Annotated in this window: 3 protein-coding genes; all 3 read right to left on the bottom strand. The window is 31.7% G+C overall.

The annotated features are described in order from the left end of the window. Positions 1–158: 158 nt before the first annotated feature. The gene (locus AC30RD_RS02790; protein WP_489492676.1) at positions 159–599 is read right to left on the bottom strand and encodes a hypothetical protein; all 441 of its coding nucleotides are present in this window, start codon (positions 597–599) and stop codon (positions 159–161) included. A gap of 1 nt (position 600) precedes the next feature. Further along, positions 601–960: a hypothetical protein gene (locus tag AC30RD_RS02785; protein ID WP_489492675.1), complete on the bottom strand. Its 360-nt coding sequence runs from the start codon at positions 958–960 to the stop codon at positions 601–603. After that, on the bottom strand, positions 957–1,946 hold a 990-nt coding region (locus tag AC30RD_RS02780; protein ID WP_489492674.1), incomplete at its 5' end, for a 4Fe-4S binding protein. The genes AC30RD_RS02785 and AC30RD_RS02780, both read right to left, overlap by 4 nt.

The following is a 1,946-nucleotide window of genomic DNA, read 5'->3' as shown; positions in this document are numbered from 1 at the left end:
TAGTTAAAATTGTTGAAAACGGAAAAAATGTTATGTATTTAAGAGATTTCGGTAACAATGGAAAAACGATAATATCCGTTTCACAAGTAAAAAATTGCAAACCTTTAGCAATGCCTATGATGCCTATGGTACCAATGGGAGGTATGCCGCAATAGCGGCTATATCTCCTCGCTAACCTCTTTTAATATTTCATCAAGCCTATTTTTAAATTTCTCAATTTTTTCAAAATTTTCTTCAAATATATCTTTTGTATGTGGAAACTTTTCAACCAATTCCTTATAAATATCTCTTTTTTCATCGGCGCTATTTTTTATAATATCAAAAAGTCTTTCCATCTCTTTTTTTGATACTACGGCTTTTAAAATATCCCTTAGCATTCTTTTTCTCTCTCTTATCTGAACATCCTCTCCAAATCTCAATCCAATAACTTTAATATCGAGTCTGCTAAAATATACTCCGCAGATTGCGGGAGTTAGCATATATTTTTGAACTATCTCTATAAATCCTTCTTCACTTACATCTTCTTCACACTCGTTATCTTCGCAACTTACATTAAAAGCGTCAAACTCTTTTTTTAAATCTTCAAAATCTATCTTCATGCTATTTCCTTATTTTTTTTGATAACTCTAATAACTTTAAATCGTCTATTAAACTCTCATTTTTTGAAGTTATAAACTTAAACTCCCTACCATCTTTATATGCCATGATCAAAAAATCATCAAGATTATAAAAAGCGGCCGCTTTTTTTTGAAATTCGGGCATAAATATGGTAACTTCCACTTTTGAATCTTTTAGGTTGTTTATAAAAAAGCCAAAATCCTCTTCATTAATATTTATACCTATCATCATTAGATTTTCTTTCAAAATCTCTTTGTTAACCACATTTATAAAACTCTTTCCAAAAACATCCTTGCCGGCAACGGCAATCAACTTCTTTTTGTGAATATCTACCGGATTCATTTTAACCCCCAAAGCTCTTTTGCGTCAAAATCCTCCATTTTGCATCTTGCACACAACATTTCATCTTCACCAAAATAGGTAAAAAACGCCCCGCACTCTTCGCATCTGACAACATTAAACTCTATCAAAGTTTGCAAAGATGACTCAAAAAACTCTTTTGTGTCGAAAAACTCGCTTAATTTTATACTATCTTTTTCGCACACATCGTGACATAAATAGCATCTTATGCAAAGCATGGGATCAAAAAATATTTTTGATCCTTTTTTGTCACAATTTAGAGCAGAAGTTGGACATACCCTATAACATATAGAGCAGTTATCGCAACTATAATCTATCTCTTTTTGACTTATAAAGGTTAAATATCTATTTTCCAAATATTTATACTCTTTTGGCTTATCTAATTTTTTTAAGATAGTAAAAAGAAGTTTTCTTTTATTGGGTATAGTTTTTTCTCTTATGGCTTTTGCATGATGGGAAGAAAGCGTAATTTGAGGATTTTCTAAACTCTCAACCTCCTCTTTGAACTCTTTTATCCCCTTTGTAGCGCCTTCTATCGTAAAGAGATTGAAAAAATCTCTTCTGTTTGAGCAACTCTTTTTTTCCAATGAAAGCTCTTTTAATATTATTTTTTTGCCCCCAAGCGTGGATAATATATAGTTTGCCTCTTCAACATTTTGTAAAATCTTTTCATAGCATTTATCTTTTATATGACAATCTTTACAATGCCCGATATCCAAAACCATCTCTTTTAAAAGTCCTAAAGATATAAGATACTCTACGTTTAATGCGCTAAGACATACAAAATTTGTTTTACAACTTACAATATTTTCTTCGCCTTTTATAAAGCTAAAAACGAACTCTATTACGCTAAAGCCTTTTAACTCTATCGCCTCGGTCGGACATACTCCTACGCAGGCCCCGCAAGAGATACAACTATCTTGATATATATTTAGTGCGCTTTCTTGAGTTTTAATAGCATCCACCGG

The sequence above is a fragment of the Nitrosophilus sp. genome (assembly GCF_982775275.1).
The sequence above is the reverse complement of the archived record's forward strand: the minus strand, read 5'-3'. Positions and strand labels throughout refer to the sequence as shown.